At 45.0% G+C, this 22,273-nt stretch carries 24 protein-coding genes; 8 read left to right on the plus strand and 16 right to left on the minus strand.

All coding sequences use genetic code 11. From position 1 onward, the window contains the following. Window positions 1-194: 194 nt before the first annotated feature. Window positions 195-509 carry a hypothetical protein gene (locus tag MMG82_RS19570; protein WP_241407303.1) on the plus strand — a complete coding sequence of 105 codons (315 nt, stop codon included), beginning with the start codon at window positions 195-197 and terminating at the stop codon, window positions 507-509. Between the two features lie 6 nt (window positions 510-515). Here the strand turns inward: MMG82_RS19570 and MMG82_RS19575 are convergent, their stop codons facing one another. Continuing rightward, window positions 516-1,025, minus strand: a complete 510-nt coding sequence (locus tag MMG82_RS19575; RefSeq protein ID WP_037414022.1) for a DUF4240 domain-containing protein — start codon at window positions 1,023-1,025, stop codon at window positions 516-518. Between the two features lie 123 nt (window positions 1,026-1,148). Between MMG82_RS19575 and MMG82_RS19580 the strand changes: the two genes are divergently transcribed. From MMG82_RS19580 to MMG82_RS19595, 4 genes are all read left to right on the plus strand, one after another. Beyond that, window positions 1,149-1,532 carry a hypothetical protein gene (locus MMG82_RS19580; protein WP_144345922.1) on the plus strand — a complete coding sequence of 128 codons (384 nt, stop codon included), beginning with the start codon at window positions 1,149-1,151 and terminating at the stop codon, window positions 1,530-1,532. Window positions 1,533-1,604: 72 nt separating this feature from the next. Next, on the plus strand, window positions 1,605-2,402 hold the full coding sequence (locus MMG82_RS19585) for a response regulator (protein ID WP_241407304.1): 798 nt from the start codon (window positions 1,605-1,607) through the stop codon (window positions 2,400-2,402). Window positions 2,403-2,498: 96 nt separating this feature from the next. Then, the gene (locus tag MMG82_RS19590) at window positions 2,499-2,822 is read left to right on the plus strand and encodes an HU family DNA-binding protein (protein WP_219848070.1); all 324 of its coding nucleotides are present in this window, start codon (window positions 2,499-2,501) and stop codon (window positions 2,820-2,822) included. Between the two features lie 288 nt (window positions 2,823-3,110). Continuing rightward, window positions 3,111-3,803 carry a TorF family putative porin gene (locus MMG82_RS19595; RefSeq protein WP_099457053.1) on the plus strand — a complete coding sequence of 231 codons (693 nt, stop codon included), beginning with the start codon at window positions 3,111-3,113 and terminating at the stop codon, window positions 3,801-3,803. Between the two features lie 45 nt (window positions 3,804-3,848). On the opposite strand, the gene rimK is transcribed toward MMG82_RS19595, so the two are convergent. The 4 genes from rimK to MMG82_RS19615 form a co-directional block, all read right to left on the minus strand. Further along, window positions 3,849-4,754, minus strand: a complete 906-nt coding sequence (gene rimK, locus MMG82_RS19600; protein WP_037414013.1) for a 30S ribosomal protein S6--L-glutamate ligase — start codon at window positions 4,752-4,754, stop codon at window positions 3,849-3,851. 150 nt (window positions 4,755-4,904) lie between these two features. After that, window positions 4,905-6,626: a GGDEF domain-containing response regulator gene (locus MMG82_RS19605; protein WP_241407305.1), complete on the minus strand. Its 1,722-nt coding sequence runs from the start codon at window positions 6,624-6,626 to the stop codon at window positions 4,905-4,907. 9 nt (window positions 6,627-6,635) lie between these two features. Further along, the gene (locus MMG82_RS19610) at window positions 6,636-7,070 is read right to left on the minus strand and encodes a response regulator (RefSeq protein ID WP_241407306.1); all 435 of its coding nucleotides are present in this window, start codon (window positions 7,068-7,070) and stop codon (window positions 6,636-6,638) included. Then, on the minus strand, window positions 7,067-9,220 hold the full coding sequence (locus MMG82_RS19615) for a CHASE domain-containing protein (protein WP_241407307.1): 2,154 nt from the start codon (window positions 9,218-9,220) through the stop codon (window positions 7,067-7,069). The genes MMG82_RS19610 and MMG82_RS19615 overlap by 4 nt, the downstream gene beginning before the upstream one ends. Window positions 9,221-9,530: 310 nt before the next feature. On the opposite strand from MMG82_RS19615, the gene MMG82_RS19620 reads away from it, so the two are divergent. Continuing rightward, window positions 9,531-9,707 (plus strand): hypothetical protein, encoded by a 177-nt coding sequence (locus MMG82_RS19620; protein ID WP_011621344.1) that lies wholly within the window; start codon window positions 9,531-9,533, stop codon window positions 9,705-9,707. Window positions 9,708-10,209: 502 nt separating this feature from the next. Next, window positions 10,210-11,565 carry a flavohemoglobin expression-modulating QEGLA motif protein gene (locus MMG82_RS19625; protein ID WP_241407308.1) on the plus strand — a complete coding sequence of 452 codons (1,356 nt, stop codon included), beginning with the start codon at window positions 10,210-10,212 and terminating at the stop codon, window positions 11,563-11,565. Between the two features lie 44 nt (window positions 11,566-11,609). Here MMG82_RS19625 and MMG82_RS19630 read toward each other — a convergent pair whose 3' ends face one another. The 9 genes from MMG82_RS19630 to MMG82_RS19670 all read right to left on the minus strand — a co-directional run bounded on the left by MMG82_RS19630 (window position 11,610) and on the right by MMG82_RS19670 (window position 19,735). After that, window positions 11,610-13,052: an MBL fold metallo-hydrolase gene (locus MMG82_RS19630; protein ID WP_241407309.1), complete on the minus strand. Its 1,443-nt coding sequence runs from the start codon at window positions 13,050-13,052 to the stop codon at window positions 11,610-11,612. Window positions 13,053-13,169: 117 nt separating this feature from the next. Continuing rightward, on the minus strand, window positions 13,170-14,039 hold the full coding sequence (locus tag MMG82_RS19635) for a DUF2927 domain-containing protein (protein ID WP_241407310.1): 870 nt from the start codon (window positions 14,037-14,039) through the stop codon (window positions 13,170-13,172). Window positions 14,040-14,043: 4 nt separating this feature from the next. Beyond that, entirely contained in the window at window positions 14,044-15,312 is a 1,269-nt protein-coding gene (arsJ, locus tag MMG82_RS19640) for an organoarsenical effux MFS transporter ArsJ (protein WP_241407311.1), read from the minus strand. A 9-nt stretch (window positions 15,313-15,321) separates the two neighbouring features. Continuing rightward, complete coding sequence (locus MMG82_RS19645; RefSeq protein WP_241407312.1) at window positions 15,322-16,335, minus strand: ArsJ-associated glyceraldehyde-3-phosphate dehydrogenase; 1,014 nt, start codon at window positions 16,333-16,335, stop codon at window positions 15,322-15,324. A 189-nt stretch (window positions 16,336-16,524) separates the two neighbouring features. Continuing rightward, complete coding sequence (locus MMG82_RS19650; RefSeq protein WP_037413994.1) at window positions 16,525-16,761, minus strand: thioredoxin family protein; 237 nt, start codon at window positions 16,759-16,761, stop codon at window positions 16,525-16,527. Between the two features lie 9 nt (window positions 16,762-16,770). Then, entirely contained in the window at window positions 16,771-17,766 is a 996-nt protein-coding gene (locus MMG82_RS19655) for a permease (protein WP_241407313.1), read from the minus strand. 41 nt (window positions 17,767-17,807) lie between these two features. Continuing rightward, on the minus strand, window positions 17,808-18,827 hold the full coding sequence (arsB, locus tag MMG82_RS19660) for an ACR3 family arsenite efflux transporter (protein WP_037413989.1): 1,020 nt from the start codon (window positions 18,825-18,827) through the stop codon (window positions 17,808-17,810). Between the two features lie 9 nt (window positions 18,828-18,836). Next, window positions 18,837-19,355 carry an arsenate reductase ArsC gene (locus MMG82_RS19665; protein WP_050991359.1) on the minus strand — a complete coding sequence of 173 codons (519 nt, stop codon included), beginning with the start codon at window positions 19,353-19,355 and terminating at the stop codon, window positions 18,837-18,839. 35 nt (window positions 19,356-19,390) lie between these two features. Beyond that, on the minus strand, window positions 19,391-19,735 hold the full coding sequence (locus MMG82_RS19670) for a metalloregulator ArsR/SmtB family transcription factor (protein ID WP_037413988.1): 345 nt from the start codon (window positions 19,733-19,735) through the stop codon (window positions 19,391-19,393). 46 nt (window positions 19,736-19,781) lie between these two features. Between MMG82_RS19670 and MMG82_RS21610 the strand changes: the two genes are divergently transcribed. Then, window positions 19,782-19,916 carry a hypothetical protein gene (locus tag MMG82_RS21610; RefSeq protein ID WP_258195922.1) on the plus strand — a complete coding sequence of 45 codons (135 nt, stop codon included), beginning with the start codon at window positions 19,782-19,784 and terminating at the stop codon, window positions 19,914-19,916. 113 nt (window positions 19,917-20,029) lie between these two features. Here MMG82_RS21610 and MMG82_RS19675 read toward each other — a convergent pair whose 3' ends face one another. Further along, window positions 20,030-20,374 carry a cytochrome c3 family protein gene (locus MMG82_RS19675; protein ID WP_037413986.1) on the minus strand — a complete coding sequence of 115 codons (345 nt, stop codon included), beginning with the start codon at window positions 20,372-20,374 and terminating at the stop codon, window positions 20,030-20,032. A 66-nt stretch (window positions 20,375-20,440) separates the two neighbouring features. Continuing rightward, window positions 20,441-22,108 (minus strand): FAD-binding protein, encoded by a 1,668-nt coding sequence (locus MMG82_RS19680; protein ID WP_037413985.1) that lies wholly within the window; start codon window positions 22,106-22,108, stop codon window positions 20,441-20,443. Between the last annotated feature and the right edge of the window lie 165 nt (window positions 22,109-22,273).

A 22,273-nucleotide genomic window follows, 5' to 3' on the forward strand; every position in this document is an offset into this window, starting at 1 on the left:
GACTGTAGAAGCAGATATCCATCAGGGCCAGAGGGATCCCTCAATAACAGGCCGGATATATGGGTGCAATGAACTCTTCTCAAAATCGTTATCGAATGTCTTGCAAACCGGATGGGTCCATATATGCACGATGAAAGCCAAACGACGATTTAAAAACCAACCGAGTTCTGGTGATTTTAATTTGGAGTTTATCTATGAAGCTAAAAACGGCCCCCATACGCCATGCAGTGATAACAAAGTTTACCTTATGCACTCTGCTCACACTCAGCACACTGATCAGTTTATCCAGCCATGCTGCGACACTGACGGCCGAACAGCAACAAGCAGTAAAATCGCACTTCGATAAACTGGCTCAGCCACAGCAAGTTGCAGAGCAACGCCTGACTGAGCAGCTCGATCAAGAATTTACCCGCCAATTAGCACAGGAGGAGCATCAGTTCATGCGCCAAACGTGTACCCAATACGGCATGACCTTCGACGTTACCAGTAACGCATGTTTGCGCTCTTAGGGCGAATTAAAACGGAAAACGCGCACTAAGCTCAGGATATTGCTGTCTTAAGTCTTTGGGTTTAGTGCTAAATTTTTTGCCTACGGGAGTCGCTTTACCCGAAGGCATAAAAGGCAACTCTTTACCCGTTCGGTCTTCGTATAATTGCCCTGCAATAAGATCGTAATCTTCAATAAAGGGATAGGCATAACCATCCTTTTCTGGCCATGCAGTTAACTTCGCTAACGAATCAGGCTGGGCAATCACAGCCTCATAACGGGCTTGTCCAAGTGAAATCAGAAAAGCGCGAAATTCGGCAAAGGCATAATCAGAATCACACCCCGTAATGATATAAGCCGCCCCCCAAACCGACCATAAATAACTTCGGCGCATCTGTTGACCAAACAGCTTATCAAAGACTTTTAGCTCTTCATCACTCAGTTTACTCAGTTTCAGCTTTAATGCCTCAACCAAAGACTCTTGGGATTGCGCTGGTTCACTGCGGGTCACTAAGTCCCAAAATTCTACTTCTGTCATCACTTAACCTAATTTAATGCCCAAGCAAAGGCGTATTCTACATGATAATACGGTTATGCTGGACTCAGTTCGGGGCATTTCCTACACTTGCTCCACTTCACATTAGCCAGTAACCCTAACTTTATGCCTAAACGCCTAATCCTATTGATAACCCTTTATACTCTGTTTGCCATTGTTGCCCTATTACGGGCTGTCGCCACTGCCTCCTTCGATTTGTTTACCTTAGGTGTATTACCCGTGTTGTTTGGCATACTGACGCAAGCACCTTGGTCTAGCTTAGTGCTCAAAATTTATATTGGATTACAAACCTTAGGCCTGTCAGCACTTGGTGTCACAGCCATTATCGCCTATCAGATTACACCTCAAGACGTTAAAGTGGTGGTAGAGGGTCATAACATCCCGATGTTACCGCTGGTGCTGTCTATCATTGCCCTGCTATTAGTACAGTATTGGATCGCATTTTCACGGGTAACCCGTGATTATTTAACCGCAAAATTGAAAGCTTGATTTAATATGTTGCGAAGCAGTTATTTCTCGCCTAAGTTAACGCCTTTCTAAAAAGCCCAATAGCTTGTGACTATGACTCATTTATCGCCTAACGAATTATCGATGCTTATTATTGAGCCATCGGAAACCCAGCGCCGCATTATCATCAAGCGCTTACAGCAAGAAGGCATTGTTAGCATCGAAAATGCTGCCAATATTGAAGAGGCTAAAGGACTCATTGCTCGACACAAACCCGATCTCATTGCCAGTGCAATGCATTTTGAAGATGGAACCGCGACCGAGTTTTTGAACTACCTGCGCAGCAAAAGTGAATATAAAGATATTCAATTTATGCTGATCTCAAGTGAATGTCGCCGTGAACAATTGGAGATTTTCCGCCAGTCTGGCGTAGTCGCGATTCTGCCAAAACCTTTTAATGCCGAACACTTAGGCAAGGCGCTAAATGCGACCATCGATTTGCTCAGCCACGATGAACTCGACTTAAGCCACTTCGATGTGCACGATGTACGCGTGCTTGTGGTTGATGACAGTCGCATGGCACGTAATGTGATCAAGCGAACTATTGGTAATTTGGGGATAAAACTGATTACCGAAGCAGAAGATGGTGCGCAAGCCATTGAGTTAATGCGTCATAATATGTTTGATTTAATTATCACTGATTACAATATGCCCAGCGTTGATGGACTGGTATTAACGCAATTTATCCGCAATGAAAGTCAACAATCCCACGTGCCTATTTTAATGGTCTCGTCTGAGGCTAACGATACACATTTAAGTAATGTATCTCAGGCAGGGGTGAATGCCCTATGCGACAAGCCCTTCGAACCCAAATTGGTTAAGCAACTCTTATATCAGTTGCTCGAAGAATAAAACCTAAGTCACGAATGGCGCAAATACCCTCCAATTTTGTTACTTCGATGACACAAGCCCGCAGCAAAGGGCTTTCCAACGCTTTAACCTTGTGGCATGTTAGGCTCGCTGACTTACATAAATCTACGGAAAGAAGAGACAATAAAAATGAACAAAACTGAACTTATCGCCAAAATTGCAGAAAATGCCGATATCACTAAAGCTGAAGCAGCACGAGCATTGAAATCTTTCGAAGCGGCGATTACTGAATCAATGAAAAACGGTGACAAAATCTCTATCGTCGGATTTGGCTCCTTTGAAACAGCGACTCGTGCAGCTCGTACTGGTCGTAACCCACAAACGGGCAAAGAAATCCAGATCGCTGAAGCCACTGTGCCTAAGTTTAAAGCGGGTAAAACCTTGCGTGATAGTGTGAACTAATTCGCTCGACATTGATTTTATAAAACGCCTCCTCTGTGAGGCGTTTTTTTTCCCTCACGAAAGCATAAAAGATGATTTTTTGCACAAACACAGTGCGTCCACCGCTCCATTTTTGAGCGCTTTAAAACATTTAATTAACATAAATTATGTAACCAGTTGTTTTTAAAGATGTTCAAATAATGGCATGTGATTAGCAACTCCCTTATCAGAAAAAACCATGATGCACCAATGCCGCCGTATTTAAGTGGCATGAGTGAATCGATAAATAAGTCAATCGAGGGGATGAGTATGAGAAAATCACTGTACAGCGTTTTGGCATTATCGACGGGATTATTACTAACCACTAACGTCTTTGCGTCGGTATCCGGCAATATTGGCGGCACATCAAACTATCTATGGCGCGGAGTGACTCAAACCAATGATGCGGTGGCGATCCAAGGCGGTCTTGACTACAGTCATGACTCAGGATTTTATGCGGGTACGTGGGCATCAAATGTCGATTTTGGCAATGACACTAGCTACGAGTTAGACCTCTATGCTGGTTACGGTGGCAACATCACCGACGATCTCAGCTATGATTTTGGCTATCTCTATTATGCCTACCCGGATGCCGAAGGCAGCATCGATTTTGGTGAGCTCCACGGGGCTATTACCTGGAAGTGGGTTGAACTCAGTTATTCCCACGTAATCAATGCGGGTGATGACGTAGCGGCGGAACCACTCGATAACAAAGATATGAGTTATCTTGCCGCCACAGCATCTTTCCCTTTAACCGAGAAACTTAGCCTGTCATTCCACTATGGCTACTCCACGGGCGATGTGGTTGAAGCTTGGTTTGGTGAGGATAACTATGCCGATTACAACGTAACACTTAGTGCAGATACCAGCATGGGCACAGTCTCTTTTATGGTATCAGATACTGATCTGGCTGATGACGATGCTAAAATCGCTTTAGGTTACTCCTATAGCTTTGATTTATAAAACAAAGAACTAAGAAACACGCCGCGTTAATCGCGGCGTTTTTTATTAAGCGATCACCGCCCGATTCGACTTACGTGCTAACACCATTTTCTCAATATATTCCACAATAGGCTCAGTTACCGAAATACCCGTAGTTTGCTCAATACCTTCGATACCGGGAGCTGAGTTCACCTCAAGGATCAACGGGCCACGATTCGAACGTAAAATATCCACGCCTGCAACGACTAATCCCATCGCTTTAACAGCGGCAACGGCCATCTTGCGCTCTTCTGGCGTAATTTTCACTTTTTCACCACAGCCGCCTAAGTGTAAGTTTGAACGAAAATCGCCCTCTGGCCCCTGACGCTTCATCGAGGCCACCACTTTATCACCCACCACAAAACAGCGAATATCACTGCCGTTGGACTCTTGAATATACTCTTGCACCAAAATATTGGCTTTGAGCCCTAAAAAGGCTTCAATCACGCTCTCAGCGGCGGTTTTCGTTTCCGCTAATACCACCCCAATCCCCTGCGTACCTTCGAGTAACTTGATCACTAAAGGAGCACCGCCCACCATATTAATGAGATCAGGAATATCATTGGGTTTATTGGCAAATCCAGTGATAGGCATACCAATGCCTTTGCGTGAAAGTAATTGCAGAGCACGTAACTTATCCCGCGAGCGTGCTATCGAAATTGAATCGTTGGCGGCAAATACACCCATCATTTCAAACTGGCGCACCACTGCGCAGCCATAAAAGGTCACACTGGCATGAATACGCGGAATAATGGCATCAAACCCTGTTAATTCTTCTCCCTGATAATGAATGCTAGGTTTAACGGAATTAATATTCATGTAGCAATTCAAGGTATTAATCACCACAGCCTCATGACCACGGCTTTCGCAGGCGGCCACTAAACGTCGGGTGGAATACAATTCTGGAAACTGAGATAAAATACCGATTTTCATTACTAAATGACCAAATTAAACACAGTGATTGAAGCTCTGAGCACATTGCATCAGAAAGGGGCGCTGATATTTGTCTATTGCTCAGTGTAAAGCAAGAAAATATTCCTCACCAGACGAAAACCTAAGCCTTAGTCAAACGTAAGATAATCTTCACAATTTAGTGACTAACGGTGTAATGAACCTTGCTTCAAATTCGCTTGCCTCTAGAGGACGAGAAAAGAAGTATCCCTGTAATAGATTGCAGTGCCTTACTGTACAAAACTCCGCTTGCTCGATGGTTTCAATTCCCTCGGCAACAGAGGTGACGTTAAAGCCATAGGCAAAGTTAAGCAACGCTGTGAGTAAACGAGTGTCCTTTTCGTCCTTATCGTAGGAAGCAATAAAACTTTTATCGATTTTTAACACGCTGATGGGGAACAACTTTATATGTTCAAGGGATGAAAATCCGGTACCAAAATCGTCCAACGCAAATCGCACTCCAAGTTGGGCTATTTTATCGAGGATCTTGGCATGTTCGTGGGGTTCTTCAATCAAACAGTTTTCAGTAATTTCCAACTCAAGTGCACTGGGCGCTAGCCCTGTCACGTTAAGAACATGGGCGATTTTCTCATATAAGTTGATATGCCCAATTTGAGATGCAGATAAGTTCACTGCAATGGTAAAGCGATGCCCTGTTGATGCTAATTGGCTCAGCCAATATTGGGCCTGTCGGCAGGCTTCATACAATACCCAGTCGCCGATTTCTTCCATTAACCCAATTTCTTCTGCTATGGGCAGAAATTGGTCCGGAGAAATCAAACCATCTTCGGGATGCTGCCAACGAATTAACGCCTCCATTCCCACCATATGATGTGTTTGCGCGTCAACTTGCACCTGATAATAAACCTTAAACTGATTCTGCCTTAAGGCCATTTTTAAGCTGGACTCGATATGATTGCGGTAGCGGACTTCTTTATCTAGCGCCTCGGAATAAAACTGGATCTGATTACGCCCCATTTTCTTAGCACGATACATGGCGATATCGGCGCATTTCATTAACTCAGAGCTATCGGAGGCGGCTTCATTATAAAATGCCACGCCAATACTGGCGCCAATCATCACATCGTTATCTCCAAGGCAAAACACTTCTTCAAAAGCTTTAAGTAGACGGTTAGCCACTATCATGGGGAAATATTTGTAGTCATTGTCAGTCACTAACACCACAAATTCATCCCCGCCTAAACGAGCAATGACGTCACCATCCCGTAACACGGCGCTGAGTCTCGATGCGACTTTCACCAACAAAATATCACCCGTTTGGTGACCTAACGTGTCATTAATCGCTTTAAAATCATCAAGATCAAGTAAAATCACGGCTAAAAAATCATTACTGCGTTTTGCTCTTGCAATGGCGCGATTTAAACACAGCTCAAATCCATAACGATTCATCAATTTGGTGAGTGAATCGTGCTCCGCCAGTTCTTTCAGTTTTTGATGGCTATTTCGTAGGGCAAGTGCCATTGAGGCGCGCTGTTTAGCGTAACGAATTGAACGACTCAGGATTCTTGAGTTAACTTCATCTTTAAGTAAGAAATCTTGGGCACCTAACTCAATACAACGCTGAGCGAGTTTTTCATCTTCGTAACGGCTCAACATCACCACCACAGTTTGATCTTGAGTCATAGAATTGAGCTTGATAAGCACTTCTAAGCCATTAGCATCGGGCAATAGATAATCGAGTAGAATCCCGTCAAAATGACGCTCCAAGGCAAGATTCAATCCATCAAAAGCACAGTTTGCCTCAACCACATTAAAAGCTAACTTGGACTGTCGTAGCGCTCGAATAATAGCGGTTCTATCAACTTCATCATCATCGATAAGTAGTAAATCCATATACACATCCTATACGTTTGGAAGCTCAACGATGCGCCAGTAGCCTTCCAACATATTAAAAATATTGTGGAAACCATCTTTAATATCTGTTTTAACCATGTAACCAGCCACATGGTGACGGTAGGCTCTCATCCGATCTTCATCGGTACTAGAAGTCGTCAGCATAAACACAACGGAAGAAGACAACGTCGGATCAGAACGAATATGTTCAAGAAATTCAAAACCATTCATTCTGGGCATATTGAGATCGAGCAAGATCAAGTATGACCCCTTGATAGCGTTGGTATGCGTCAGAATTGAAAGTGCTTCAAGCCCGTCCCTCGCTCGCACAAGAGGATTAAGCAAACGCAGTTGCTTCATCGACCTCTGCACCGCCATATAATCCACATCATCATCATCAACTAACAGAATGGTCACTTGTTTATAGTCATGGCTATTACTCATACCGCCTCCTTGTTGACTATGTGCATCGGCCAGCTAAACCTAAAGCAACAACCTCGCCCCGCTGATTCAAGTAGAATTTCTCCCCCTAGACTTTCAACCGTCTTTTTGACAAGCGACAATCCCAAACCGCTTCCCTCGACTTCATCTCTTGGTCTAAGAGTTTGAAACATTTCAAATACTTTCTGGTGAAACGGGGCAGAAATTCCAGGTCCATCATCAATCACGCTAAACCAGTAATAGTGGCCTTTTGTTTCACATTGCACCTTAAGTACACCACCACCTCTATCATGGTGTTTAATGGCATTGCTAATTAAATTCCGAACGACTAGTTCTAAGAGCGTTTTAACCGTTTTAAATCGTGGAAAATTACCTTCGATGACCAATTCAAATCCCTGAGGTGGAGCGACCAAAGCGAACATATCTTCGACCAGTTGTCGACAATCAGTGTCAACCATTTCAATATCAACACGCCCAATGCGTGAAAACGTTAACAACCCGTCGAGTAATAACACCATTCTCTGGATACGATTCTGAATTAAACCTAAGTATTTTTGGACATTTTCATTAGTGTTATCAGCAAGATCTTCACTTAACCAATGGGTTAGTTGCTCAATACCTCTGAGGGGCGACTTCAAGTCATGGGAAGCAATATAGGCAAATCTATCTAGCTCTTGATTAATACGCTCCAATTCTGCCGTATGCTCGATACGCTGTGCTTCAATCCGCTTACGTTCAGAAATATTATTGATCGTCGTTAAAATGTAGATCCCATTACTAAAGTGAATAGGAGTTAATCCGACCTCGATCGCCAAACGTGTACCATCTTTGCAGCAACCAAACAGATCATCCCGCATCGACATATTCTTCGCGATGGGATGAAGCAGGTAATGAGATAGATGTTTTTTATGAATTTCCCTAAGTGATTCAGGTAGTAACATATTAATTGAACGTCCAAGTAACTCCTCCCTCGTATAACCAAAAAGCCTTTCGGCATGGGTATTGACTAAGGTAATCGCGCCTGTTTTATCAACCATAAACAGTGCACTAGGAGAAGCCTCGATGACTAGACGAAAGCGTTTTTCATTGGCAATTAATTCGGCGGTTAACATTGACTCTTGGTAACGGTTACGAGCCATACTGATCACGGCATAAAGTAAGGCAAGAATAAAGGCGCAGCCAATTGCTTGCAGCCACATACTTTGGGTTTGCTCTGCAATTGAAATAAAGCGCGACTCAGAAGAAACATCTATTCGCCAAACTTGCCCTTCCATGTTTTCTAGTTTTGATTGATAAAAAACATCCTTCGGAGAGGGAAGCGCTTTGTGGGAACTAAACATTAAACTGGCATGATTTGCCTCTGAACCATCATAAATGGCAAGTTTTAGACCGGAAAAACGTTTTCCCATAATGCCCTGCATTAAATTATCCATCCGAAAAGGTGCGTAAACCACACCTATCGCTTGCTGTAGACGTTCTGCTTCTGTCATGGGCTGACCATGATACAAAGGAAGATACATCAACACACCAGCCTGAGTATTATCGGGCGTCTCCTGCACCAAGGTGACTTTGCCTGAAACCTTAGGCTGACCCGATGCTATGGCGTTTAAAATAGCAGAACGACGAATTGTTTCAGAGCACATATCAAAACCAAATGCCCGCTGGTTTCGCCAATCAAATGGCTCCAAATATTTGATAACACAGTAAAGCTCTCTATTACCTGTGGGTGTGACGCGAAAATCAGTAAATCCCTCCTGTTGGACTTGCTGGGTAAATTGATCCAAGAGAGTAGGCGTAACTAATTCAGCAAAACCAATACCTTGAATTCCTGGGTAATAATCAGATAAACGAGCATTGGTTACATAGGTATGCCACTCACTGCGAGTGACACCGTTGGAGGACAAAAAAAGCCCTACTCCACCACGTAAAACTTGCTCATAGGCCATCATTCTTCGGGTAACAGCTTCGGACAACTCCTGAACATGATTATTAAATCGCTCTTCGCCTCGATCCCGTAAATACTCTTGAAGAACAAACCAAGAAATGCCCATAAACGTGAACGCAGCAAGTAACATTAGCCAACTTGAACGAGCCATACTGATAAAAAAGCTTTTTGAAGGGGTGAAAGATTCGGGAAAACGCTCCGTGTCCATATTGGCTTCCCTAGCACAGTTACATTTGTGTTGTCTCCCCCAAGTGTTGTTCGATTTTTGGTCAAATTCAAGTTTGACCGACAATTTAACTAGGACTTAGCATCAATATAAAAATAAAGTGTTATGCGCTAAATCACAAAATTCAGCAAAAACTTAAATAGCCTTAACTCCCCTAAAAATCCAGTAATGCCATAGGAGTAACACACTGTCGTATGGGAAAAAAAATTTGCGTTTATGAGTAAAATTTTTTGCTTTTCTGCCACACTCTTTTTAGATAGAAAGGCGTTAGGAACAACATGAGGAATTCGTTATGGCTCATATTACTGAAGTCGTGCCCAACGATACTGAAATTGAGGCAATGACCACCCCTAGAAATAGCAAAGCAGCAGAGGCAATGCAGCACAAGCGTGAAATCAAGAAACGCTTAGAAGATTATCTCGAACGTGCCGAATTACGACGCGCATTAGGAGATGATGACTTTTTCTAAACTTCCTACTCCCATAAGGCATTATGGTCGTTTAAGTTCACGACTGTTATCCAAACCTTCACCCAGCTCCTTGGGGCTGGGTGCAAACGTTAACACTGATTTACCAAGCCGACTTTTCCTCATTTTATAAACCTGTGTCAGCCTAGTTTTATCAGCTACCGTTAAATCGGCACCACCAACGCATGCACTGCTGCATCGTTTCTCAAATAGAACAGTGCAGCCATAATCATCTCACACAGACTTTATAACCTTTTAGCATAAGCTAATTAGTCTTAATCTCATTGGGATAACACAATATTTAACAGTTACTTGCATAAAAAATCTTCGCCATTTTCAGGCTAAAACAATTCATATTGCACCAAAATGATTCACTAAATCGATAGCAGATAAGATACTTAATCGACAAGATTTAATTGTTCTGGGTAAGAAACCTATAAAAACAACGACTTTACCGCTATGATTGAACTAATTTTAGCGCCTAAGTAGCAACAGGATTTCGGGAATGTCAGAGTCATTAGCCCAGTACCAAGAAGATTTACGTCGCTTTTCCGATGAGCTGATCCGCATTCAAACCCCGATCAAGATTTTAGACGCCATCAAATGGCCACGGGAAATGGAGGAGCGTTTTCTTTCTAGTAAAGGCACGGTTCTGCCAGCAATTACACAGGATTTTTATCAAAAAATTGCTCTGCCCTTCGATCCCGTAAAAACACAGGCTGAATTACTTTCGCTCAAACAAGACATTCATCGACGTTTAGGCAAAAAAGACAAGCTGGGCAAGATATTAGTCGCTAACGTAGACCAGTATCGTCTGGTGGTCGATATGCTGGGTCATCGAGGGACCCCTGTCTTTGGTCAGCTTAGCCAAGAACTCTACGGCAGCGCCAGCCACAGATTACATGGCGATCGCCACACTCTACGTCAATTGGGCGATAAACTCAGTTATATCTTCTCATTGCCCGCTGCGCGGCATATGAATAAGCATCACCCCAAAATCATCAGTGCCCCCGAAGCCGTGAATGTGCTGAGCCAGCGATTGGAAAAATACTTTCACAGTGATGATATGCGGGTGCGGTTGAGTGACGGGATTGTGTCTGACGCCGCAGTGGGTGGCGATACAGTCAAACTCAACAGCAAAGCCATGTTCAGCGAGTCAGATCTCAATGTGTACGAAGTTCATGAAGGTTGGGTGCATGTGGGCACCACGCTCAATGGTCGAGCTCAACCCCATGCTACTTGGCTCAGCGTCGGTTCTCCCCGCGTAGCCGCCACCCAAGAAGGGCTTGCTGTATTACTCGAAATGCTCACCCTAAGCTCAAACCCAGGCCGTGCCCGCCGTATTAGCGACCGTGTCGCAGCGGTAGATATGGCGGAAAATGGGGCCAACTTTATTGAAGTATTTAACTATTTTAGAGAGTTAAATCTTAGCGCTAAGGATAGTTATCGAGTCACACAAAGGGTGTTTCGTGGCGGTATGGTCGAAGGCGGCAGCTTTTTTACCAAAGATATTTCCTATGTGCGTGGTTATGTTGAGAACATCAACTTTATCCGCAGCGCCATCACATCGGGTTTACCCGAACTTATCCCTATGCTGTTTTTAGGCAAACTCGCCATTGAGGATATTCCCGTTCTCTATCAAGCCTGCCAACAAGGCATCATTACGCCACCAAAATATTTACCGCCCATGTTCGACAACTTCAGCGGTTTGTATGCTTGGTTTGGTTTCGCCTCAGGATTGGCAGGTATCGATTTGAAAGGGGTGCAACGTCACTTCACCCGCCTATTTAAAGATGTGCCTAGTATCGATCCAAGCTTAGAGTTATTCGACGATACAGAGTTTGATAATAACTCAGACTAATCAAGTCATTTTGCCACAGCCCTCTTCGGGCTGTGGCCTATCGCTTAAGCTGTTATCCACATCAGTTTGGGCAAGGCGTTCAAATCCAACTTATCGCCACGGGTGGCAATAGCCAGTGCCTTAGGTTTAGTTTTCGGATCTTGATTCATGACGGTCACTAATCCCTGTTGTGCTTGGGCCTCGCCATGGACTAGCACTAAAGGTGGTTGATCTTCAAAGTGCCGATACCAACGTAGCAACTCTGCCTGATCCGCATGGGCGGATAAGCCTCCGACGGTATGTAACTTAGCCGCAACGTTGACGCTATTACCATGGATAGTGAGCTCCTCAGCGCCATCGACCAAGGCTCGTCCAGGCGTGCCAAGCGCTTGGAAACCACAGATAATCACATCACATTCTGGCCGCCACAGATTATGTTCCAAATGACTACGGATACGCCCACCATTACACATGCCGCTACCCGCAATAATGATCAAGCCCTGATGCACATCGTTTAATGCGATAGACTCTTCAGTAGTTTGAATAAATTCGACATTCGATAATAAGGGATGTTGCCCCGGATGCTGGCGAGTAAAACGCTTAAAATCATCATCCATTAACGGATAGTTATTAACATATACCCGTGTTGCCTCAATCGCCATTGGACTATCGAGGCAGACTTTCCAGCGAGATAAATCCCAATCTTTAGCATATAAATGAAATAGATATAAAAGCTCCTGCGCTCGCCCTACTGAGAAGGCTGGCAAAAGAATATTACCGCGGCTCTCGGTGACTGCCTTAGCAAAAATCGCCTTTAATTCGGCCAGAGTATCAGTCCAGCTTCGGTGGAAACGATCGCCGTAGGTGCTTTCCATTAACACTAAATCTGCAGTGTCGACTAAGGTGGGATTACGTAATATCGGCATACCCGCCCGGCCAAGATCACCACTAAAGACGATTTTCTTCTGGGACTTACCTTCGCCTAACCATAACTCGACTAAGGCAGAACCTAAAATATGCCCCGCATCTGAGAGGCAAATATCCACATGGGGAATAACCTGAGTCACTTGGCCGTATTCCAGCGGCACAAATTGACTAATGGCCTGTTCGGCATCTTCGACGGTGAACAGTGGCTCTAGGGGGTCAAGATCATGTTTAGCGCGCTTTTTATTGACCCTTTCGGTGTCGCGGGTCTGTAGCATAGCGGCATCTTTAAGCATGATGGCGCACAGTTCTGCCGTGGCTTTATGGGTATAGATAGGCCCATCAAAACCCGCTTTGACTAAGAGAGGTAAACGCCCTGAATGGTCGATATGGGCATGGCTGAGCACAACAGCGGAAATAGACTCAGGGTCGAAGGCGAAGGGCTCATGATTACGCAATTCATCCGCTTTACCACCTTGGATTAAACCACAATCGAGTAATAAGTGTTCATGATCGACCGAGAGCAAATGGCATGAGCCGGTCACTTCCTCTGTCGCCCCTAAAAACTGCAGTGTCATCCGCATGGTGTGCCTCCAACGTGATTACCTCGTATAAAGCTAGACTATGCCCTTATTCCTAAAACAAAAAGCAATAATTAGTCGCATGCGAGCAATGTCAACTTTTGCCGTAACACTCAAGCATCAATAACCTAATAGCGGGTACAACTCACCTTGGCGCACGGTTTTATCGGCATTGATTAAGGTGCCATCACGCTGCCATTGAGCGAGTTGCTCTTGAATGATGGGTTGCACTTCTTTTGCCGTCATCCCCGCGTTAATCTGGCGACTGTAGAGTAATTTCAGCAAAATATAATCGAGCCCAGTGAGTAAGTCCTGCGGGGTTTTATCGTTAAAGATGGACGGAAATACTTTTTCAGAATCATTGGGTAAACCAAGTACTTGAGTGATTTCTTCGACGATACAAGCCACTAACTTACCATGCATTTTTGCCTGATCCACGGGAATAATTACCCAGGCGCGCTCAATCTCATTCTGAGAGTTTAGGGCAAATTTGCCCATACAAACAGAGCCATGAATATTACTGGCTGCACTCGCGCCCATGAGGCTCATCACCTCATCGGCCCATTGGGATTGGCGGGTAAAGACTAAATGTAAATTAGCCTCTTCGAGCTTATCTACCTGCAAAATACTGTGACCCGTGATTTGCGCAAGATGACTTAGATGCATCTGCACCAATTGCGCATGCAGCACATTGTCGCCAACTTGGTGCTCAACAAAGACGCGCACGGGTTTATGCCATTTTCGTACTCGGTGCTTATCTTTATCGTATTCATTTTTAAGGGCTATCTCATCGAAAGCTTGGGTGATGTAGGCTGGATTTTTCCAATCTCGAATGGATGTTGAAGCGAGATTGGGTATGTCGGCCTCTTTGGGACTTAACGTTGGGGAAACCGATGCGCAGAGTGGCGCAACAAAGGCTGCAAGTAGCGAAACAATACAGACTAAGCCAATCGAACTCTTCCCCTTGAAGTGCTTTCGCCAGATTAACATCTTATTATTCCTTCGATTGTCGAGGCAACTTAATAGAAATCAAGGCCGTAGTCGCGATAAAGGCTGTCGACATCCATAAGCAGGCCACCAGCCCATGACTCTGATACACCCAGCCAGAAAGCACGGTTCCCACCAAACGCCCCATAGCGTTGGCCATATAATAAAATCCAACATCGAGTGATACCGCCTCTTCGCTGGCATAACTCACAATCAAATAACTGTGCAGCGACGAGTTCACCGCAAACAGAGCACCAAATAGCATTAAGCCCAGCAACAAACTGGCTTCAGGGTAAAAACTGAACTGTATCGCGCTGGCAATCAATGCTGGGATAAAGGCCAAGATACTGGCCCAAATTAACGCGCTGCGACCATCGGGTACAGCACCGACGGCTAAGCTTTGGTGTTGGTGATTCCCAGTGATCTTAGGCGCCAAGGTTTGTACTATACCGTAGCCGATAACCCACACAGCTAAAAAGCCGCCCACCGCCCAATGATCCCAGCCAAATTTACTCGCTAGATACACAGGCAGCGCCACCACAAACCACACATCCCTAGCGGCAAACAGGAATAATCGTGCCGCCGAGAGAATGTTCACACTGCGACTCTTAGAGAAAATCTCCGTAAATTTAGGCTTATTCTTGGCTTTACCTAAATCCTTCTTCAGCATCACTAAGCTAAGTAGCCATACGAGTCCGAGCATACTCGCCATAGTGGCGATCGCCAGCTCAAATCCAAGTAAGGCAAGCAAAACACCACCGAGGAAAAATCCCGCGCCCTTGAGGGCATTTTTAGAACCCGTTAATAAAGCAACCCACTTATAAAGCTTGCCCTGCTCGCCTTTTGGTACTAGCAGTTTGATCGCGCTTTTAGCACTCATCTTATTGAGATCTTTAGCAACTCCAGATAACGCCTGCGCCGCCATCACCCAAGGCACGCCGGCGAGCCACAAAGGTAAACTCGCCGCTGGCACTAATAACATTCCTAATGCCAACACCTGCATACCAAGACCCAGATTCATGGTGCGATTTAACCCTAAACGCGCACCGAGATAGCCGCCCACCAGATTGGTTACGACGCCAAAAATCTCATAGAACAAAAACAGCATAGCGATCGCTAGCGGACTGTAGCCAAGGTCGTGAAAATGCAGCACCACTAACATCCGTAGTGCGCCGTCGGTTAAGGTAAAACTCCAATAATTGAAGGTGATCAGCAAATATTGCCGCACGGCGGCGGGCAATTGCATCAGTTGTTCAAATAGCTTGGCAGCAGGCACTATGCTCTCCTAACGTGGCACATCAAGCTGACCGACTAAACGGGCAAGTTCGGCGGTGCGATTGGCGTATCCCCACTCATTGTCGTACCACACGTAGAGTTTTAGCTGAGTACCATTCACCACCATGGTCGAGAGCGCATCGACAATGCTCGATCGCGGATCGGTTTTGTAATCCACCGACACCAGCGGCCGCTCTTCATAGCCTAAAATCCCCTTAAGCTCCCCCTCAGCGGCGGTTTGTAGCAGCGCATTCACTTCTTCTTCGGTCACGCTGCGTTCAAGCTCGAATACACAATCCGTCAGCGAGGCATTAGCGAGTGGCACCCGCACGGCATGACCATTTAGCTTGCCCTTAAGCTCAGGAAATATATGAGTAATCGCCGTCGCGCTGCCAGTAGTGGTTGGGATTAAACTCAAACCACAGGCGCGGGCGCGGCGTAAATCCTTGTGGGGCGCATCGAGAATGGTTTGGGTGTTAGTAATATCGTGGATCGTAGTCATAGAACCGTGCTTGATGCCGATCTGCTCGTGGATCACTTTAACCACAGGCGCAAGGCAGTTGGTGGTACAGGAAGCCGCGGTCACAATCGGATGAATAGCCGGATCGTACAACTGGTGATTCACCCCCATCACCACATTTAACACTCCTTCCTCTTTGACGGGCGCAGTGACTACAACCCGTTTAACACCTTGATCTAAATAGGCTTGTAATAAGGCTTTGGTTTTCATCACCCCAGAGGCTTCAATCACTACATCGCATCCAGACCAATCGGTCTCGGCAATCGTTTTATTACGTGTGGTGCGAATGCTTTTATCTTGAATGTGGATCTGATCATTACTCGCCGTCACGGGATAACACCAGCGACCATGGACAGAATCGAACTCAAGCAAGTGGGCCAAGGTAGCCGCATCCCCCGCGGGATCGTTAATCTGCACAAACTCCACCTCATCCCATTCCCATGCTGCACGCAGGGCTAAACGCCCCATACGTCCGAAGCCATTAATGCCAATTTTGATTGCCATGCTGATATTCCAATATGTTGATTTAAAATTTTATATTGTTAATTTTTAATATGTTATGAGTATGACGGACTTTTTACTTAAGCGATAACATCACCATTGCCAACCCTATTGGATGACAATGGCGCATCTTGTTAACAACGATTATTGCTAGGCCAAAGCAAGCCTTGATTGACTAAAATGGGTTTTAATTTACTCCCTTAGCCATCCTTCAATTTCATCTCGGGTCGGTACTGAGCCACTGTGGATTAACTCACCATCAATCACAACCGCTGGGGTTTTCATTACGTTAAATTTCAATAGGGTTTGCGGATCGGCATCCTTTTTCACAATCACATCTATACCCATTTCTTCAGATATATCCGCAATCATTTCAGCGGTTTTACTACATTTAGCGCAACCACTACCTAATACTTTGACTTGTTTCATGTTATTTCCTTAAAGATACGGTGCTGCAAAATTAAACATCCAACCTACTAACGTAAATGCCGTTAATAGCACAATCAACAGCAGCGCCAACAGGCGCCACTGCATAACTTGTTTGAGTAAAATAAATTCGGGGAAACTGGCTGCCACAGTGCTCATACAAAATGCTAGCGTAGTGCCAATTGGCAGACCGCTTGCTAGCAAGCTTTCCATGACAGGAATAATGCCTGTCGCATTCGAATAAAGGGGAATGCCGATTAATACAGCCGCGGGCACTGACCACCATTGACCTTGGCCTAAGTGGGTTTCAACCCAACCCTCAGGTACAAAACCGTGCAGGGCAGCGCCAAGACCTACGCCGATAATGACCCACTTCCAGACGCGGCCAAAAATATCAATCGCCTCAGCTTTGGCAAATTGATGCCGTTCAGAAAAAGATAAGACCCGCGCAGCGGTAGAAACGGTATCAGATACCGCCATCTGACGCCCACGGACGAGGGCTTCGGCGGCGAAGGATTGCAACCAACGCTCAGCCTTCATCGCATCTAGCAATAATCCGCCGAGCATACCCACTGCCATCCCCACAGTCACATAGAGCAAGGTAAATTTCCAACCGAGTAAACTCATTAGTAATAGGACAGCGACTTCATTGATCAAAGGTGAAGTGATCAAAAAGGCCATAGTGATCCCAAGGGGAATACCCGCCGAGGTAAAACCTAAAAACACAGGTATGCTAGAGCAAGAACAAAAAGGCGTGATGGCACCAAAAATCGACCCCAGCAAATAACCTACGCCTTTATTTTTTCCCGCTAAATAATCTCGCACTCGCTCAACGTCTAAGGAAGCTCGCAGCAAGGCAATCACATAAATCATGACGAGGAGTAATACGAAAATTTTACTGACATCTTCAACAAAAAAATGCACAGCGCCGCCCAAGGCCGAACCCACCTCTAAGCCAAACACGCCGTACACTAGCCAAGTCGCAAAATCAGTAAATATTTGGAACATATTGATCCCTAATGCGATATCAACTTACATCATGCGATTATTTAAGATTGAAACCAGTGCCGCGTGCGATTCGCAAAATACACCAGCGACAACATCACAGGCACTTCAACCAACACCCCAACCACAGTCGCGAGAGCCGCCCCCGAGTGCAGACCAAATAATGAAATAGCCACAGCGACCGCCAGCTCAAAAAAGTTAGAAGAGCCAATCATGCTCGCTGGCGCCGCAATCGCATGGGTAAGTTTTAGTTTTAAGGCAAGCCAATAGGCCAAGATAAAAATGCCATAGCTTTGAATAATCAAAGGGATAGCTATGAGTAGAATATTCTGTGGTTGACTCACAATGGTCTTCGCTTGAAAACCAAATAACAGCACAACCGTCGCGAGTAGCCCAATCACAGACCAAGGTTTGAGTTTAGCCAGTAACTGCGGCACAGCACTCGTATCATGGCGAGTCTCAAGGCGTTTTCGAGTCGCAACACCCGCAATCAAAGGCAATAACACATAGAGGACAACCGAAAGTAACAGGGTTTCCCATGGCACTTGAATATCGCTCACACCGAGTAATAATGCCGAGAGTGGCGCAAATAAAAACACCATAATGATATCGTTAACAGAGACTTGTACTAGCGTATAGTTCGGGTCACCTTTCGTCAGTTGACTCCACACAAACACCATTGCAGTACAAGGCGCCACACCGAGTAATATCATTCCCGCGATATATTCACTGGCGGTTTGTGGATCAACCCAGTCGGCAAATAGCAACTTGAAAAATAACCAGCCTAACAATGCCATAGTAAAAGGTTTAACGAGCCAGTTGATGAAAAGCGTTAACATCAATCCCTTCGGCGCTTTGCCAACATCTTTCACCGCAGAAAAATCAATCTGCACCATCATGGGATAAATCATTACCCAGATAAACAGGGCGATGACTAAATTAACATGGGCATATTCAAGCGCGGCTACAGCAGCAAATACACCGGGGACAACATTCCCCAACACAACCCCAGCAATAATGCTCAGCCCGACCCAAACACTTAAATAACGCTCAAAAATTCCCATATAAACCTCTTAATCGACTAACGGGTGGGCAAGTACAATTTGCTGTAATGCTGCCGATAAAACCCTAGGCTCGGCCTTTAAATCAACACGCAGCAAAGCACCTATCCGTCCCTCTAACAATCTGATTATTTTAAAAAATAAGACATCTTGATCTTCAACGTTCAGCTGGCTTGGATCGGGTAATCCCCAGTGCAATTTCGGGGTATTTCCTAGCCATAAAGGGCAAGTTTCGCCCGCTGCACTATCACAAACGGTGATAACCAGATCCGGCGAGAAGTCAGCTAGCGCCTCCCAACTTTTACTGTGAAGTCCTGCGGTTGAATACCCATGTTGCTGAAGATGTTTCAGGGTCATAGGATGGACCTTGCCCGATGGGGCGCTGCCAGCACTCATAAAAGTCAGTGGCAACCCCAATGCCAGTTGCCGAGCAATGGCCTCCGCTAAAATGCTCCGACAAGCATTATGTGTGCACAAAAAAAGCACGTTAAAATCGGGGGTTAGCTCCACATATTGTTCTATAGCCGCCATGACAAACTCCAATCCAGTACGTTTCAAAAGTTATATTAACAACACGCTTTTGCTCGCTCAGGCCGCCCACCCATTTGACAGAGATTACGCAGGTTCTCCTGCAAAAAGATGTCGTTATCATCACAGGTTTGGGCAAGTACCTGCTGGCACCAAGGCGCGATCTCAGTATTAATCCGATAAAACACCCATTGTCCTTGACGTCGATCGACTAACAGCCGGGCTTTTTTTAACTGAGCCAAGTGGCGCGAAACCTTGGGCTGACTTTCAGACAGCGCAGCCATCAGTTCACACACGCATAATTCCCCTTCCCGCTGGATCAGCAGCAGACATTTCAACCGAGTTTCATCGGCAAGCGCCTTAAAAAATGCGACAGGTTGCATGGTTTAGTCCAAAGGTAGATAAAATTACATATGGAATTTAATATATATGAAAAAACATATATGTATAGTTATTTTTGTAGAAACCACTCACTGGCTTAATAAAACAAACATAAAAATAAATACCTTAACCGTTGAAGATGATGATGTAGGTACGAAAATAACCCATTGGAAAGGCGATTAAAAAATGGTTACTCAGGCATAAAGTCGTGAAACCCGACCAAAAGAAATGCCAGTTAGCATTAACTGGCATTTTCGATTTGCAATACTTTATATCAAGTTAATGCTGATAAGGTTCTAGGGAGTAACCAAATCAAACCTTGGGTGACAACTTACACATAAATTTTCTGACTTTTGGTGTACGTGGTGACACTTAGCACAATCCGTCTCGGTAGCAAAGTGACGGTTGTTATGGGGGTTAGTCGGTTTCAGGTTTTCAGTTTTTAGCGCCAGCTTTTCAGTGTTATGGCATTGCACACACTTAAGCATAGGCACAGCTTGGCGCTCTCCTGTTCCATGGCAACTGTTACATTTAATCCCTTTTGCAGCATGGGTTTGATCGAGTAGAACATTGTCTTTTGCTATCGCACTTGCTGCGAAAATGCCCAAGACAAGAGCCAAAATAATTGTGAGATTTTTCATTTTTAAATTCCATCATTCATGTCACTGGATGCCAACTAAAAGCAGCCGCTATTGATAATTTGGCGTTTAAAGTTTCGCGACGTATTTGCCCGCTAAGTAGCCAAAGGTGTAGCAACGTCCCAGAGACAGACCGAATACTGTTAATGGGTAATCAACACCACCATAGAAGCCCGCACCCAAGTTGCCGACAATAAACAGGCCAGGAATTTCTTTACCATCCGCATCCAGTACTTGATGATTTTCGTTCACCAGAATTCCTGAACATAAGGTTGAAATTCTCATACGACGATGAATGCCGTAAAACGGCGGTTTAAGCACTGGAACCATTTTGCTGGCTGGTTTACCAAAATCTTCGTCTTTACCTTTTTTGCACAATTCGTTGTAACGATTCACGCTTGCAACAAAGGTTTTGGGATCACATTCTAGCTTCACAGCTAATTCTTCTAAGGTGTTGGCGGCGTAGGTATTGGTCAAAGAAGGGAATACACCTTTTTTCTCGCCGGGCACTTCAGGCATATAAACCTTAAGCTCCTCTGGAGAATAAAGATGACCAGGCCAATCCTTCGCTTGTGTCATGTAATCCGAATCAAATACCTGAGAGTAATGTCCCGCGTTATACTCATCTTTCAGGTAGTTATTCATTAATGACATTTCAACTGTTTCATTAACGAAGCGTTCGCCTTTACGGTTAACGGCTAAGAAAGGCATATCGCACATTGAAGCAGGGCCCGCGTCGAAGTCATGCAACATTTTGGTATGACCAACAGGTTCAATAACCCCACCGGCCCAATACGCCATGGCAAAGCCATCACCCGTACGGTCCATTTGTTTGCGTTCAAAGTTTTTCAAATCTGGAATAAAGAAATCACACATGGCCTTGTTATTTTGGTAATCACCAGAAGACAGGATGACCCCTTTCTTCGCCATGTATTTGTGGTACTTACCATCACGAGTTTGAGCAATAACACCGATCACTTTGCCTGATTCGTCTTGGATCAGTTGTTGTGCAGGAGTGTTAAAGAAGAATTTTACACCTGCCTTTTCCGCTGTTTTTGCCAGTGCACGAATACCATCACCGGTTGTGTAGGGTTTAGGGCCACAGAATGAGGTCACAAAATTTAAACGATCAGATTGGTCCGCAATACCACGAATACCATGTTGTACCTTGGTACCCTGATCGACCACTTGGCCACCACTTTGTTTCATTCGATCAATCACCCAAGTGACTGCTTCACCGGAGTTGTAAGCCCATTGTCTTAATAAACCAGGATGCGAGCGGTGAGCATTATCAGCCATCAAACGGCTTACTAACGCCTCAATAGCCGCTTTATCACTGTTTTTCAGATCAATACCAGCACCAGTGTTTCCCTGTGAAACAGGAATGGCTTGTTTCTGTAAACAGGCAACTGTGGCGCCATTTTCTCTGGCAGATAATGCAGCTGGAACACCAGAAGCTCCGGCACCAACAACAACAACGTCAAAGGTTTGAGTCGTTGCGATATCTTTATCTGCGATCGGTTTAGGTTTAGGTAAAAAACTTAAGGCAGCACCGCCAATCTCGGCACATTCGGCACCCACTTGCAGTGGTGCAGCACTGGCAGACCCCATTCCTAAAGAGGCAAAAGCTAAACCACCACTGCCCATTGCCGCCCGAGTCAGAAAACTTCTTCGAGAGATCCCGTTTTGAAGCACACTCGCTGTGTATTGATCAATTTCTTTCGATTTATTACTCATTTGATACTCCTTTGCCCTCATTGCGAGTGGTATTGCACTCACAATGGTGCTGGGTCTATTCGTGCCCAGATTTTTTACGTGTATTTAGAAGCTAAAAACCGCTGCGTTGACTTAAGAACACCCAATCAATCGACAATTAAATGTATGACATATGACAATACATAA

Source organism: Shewanella sp. MM_2022_3 (assembly GCF_022557375.1).
GTDB classification, from domain to species: Bacteria; Pseudomonadota; Gammaproteobacteria; order Enterobacterales; family Shewanellaceae; genus Shewanella; species Shewanella xiamenensis.